Here is a 1,200-nt window from a genome sequence, read left to right on the forward strand (position 1 = left end):
CGCCGTCCGATTCATGCCCGCGATCATCCCGCGCCCCACCCGCGCGGGCACCCGCTTTTCCGCACACGTGTGTGTCACGGCGCCGCACGGAAACCCACAGCCTGTGGACAACCGACCGCCCCCGGAACCGATCGCGTTAACATGACGAGAAATCGTCCGGTACCCCGAGCGGACTGGAACGGGAAGGCCGCCGTCGCGTGAACACAACCCCACAGCCCGATCCCAGGGACCGCCCCGCGCGGCTCACCGTCGGCGTCGTAGGCGCCGGACGCGTGGGGCCTGCCCTGGCCGCGTCCCTCCAGCTCGCCGGTCACCGCCCGGTGGCCGTCTCGGCCGTGTCCGACGCCTCCCGCAGGCGTGCCGATCTGATGCTCCCGGACGTGCCGGTGCTGCCGCCCGCCGAGGTCCTCCAGCGGTCCGAGCTGGTACTGCTGACCGTCCCCGACGACGCACTGCCCGAGCTGGTCTCCGGACTCGCCGACACCGGCGCGGTCCGGCCGGGCCAGCTGCTGGTGCACACCTCGGGCCGGTACGGCGCGAGGGTCCTCGACCCCGCCCTGCGCGCCGGTGCGCTGCCGCTGGCCCTGCACCCCGCGATGACGTTCACCGGCACCCCCGTCGACGTGCAGCGCCTCGCCGGATGCTCCTTCGGCGTCACCGCGCCCGAGGAACTGCGGCTGGCCGCCGAGGCGCTCGTCATCGAGATGGGCGGCGAACCGGAGTGGATCGCCGAGGAGAACCGCCCGCTCTACCACGCGGCCCTCGCCCTGGGCGCCAACCATCTGGTCACCCTCGTCGCCCAGTCCCTGGAGCTGCTGCGCACCGCCGGAGTCGAGGCACCGGACCGGATGCTCGGCCCGCTGCTCGGAGCCGCCCTGGACAACGCCCTGCGTTCCGGCGACGGGGCGCTCACCGGCCCGGTCGCGCGGGGCGACGCGGGTACGGTCGCCGCGCACGTCACCGAACTGCGGCGGCACTCCCCGGGGGCCGTCGCGGGTTATCTCGCGATGGCCCGCGCGACCGCCGACCGCGCCCTCGCCCACGGTCTGCTGAAGCCGGAACTCGCCGAGGACCTCCTCGGCGTGCTCGCCGACGGCGCGAGCGGACCGGGGAGGCCTCCCGGCAGCCCCGGTACGCCCGGCACCGACGGCACCCCCGGCACCGACGGCACCCCCGGCACCGACGGCACCCCCGGCACCG

At 75.3% G+C, this 1,200-nt stretch carries 1 protein-coding gene; it reads left to right on the forward strand.

The window, feature by feature from the left end; translation table 11 throughout:
• Nucleotides 1–197: 197 nt before the first annotated feature.
• Nucleotides 198–1,200, forward strand: a 1,003-nt coding sequence (locus tag B9S61_RS07170; RefSeq protein WP_258039580.1) for a Rossmann-like and DUF2520 domain-containing protein, incomplete at its 3' end; no start/stop codon positions are given.

Origin of the sequence: Streptomyces sp. SM1 (genome assembly GCF_002910825.1) — a bacterium.
GTDB lineage: Bacteria > Actinomycetota > Actinomycetes > Streptomycetales > Streptomycetaceae > Streptomyces > Streptomyces okerensis.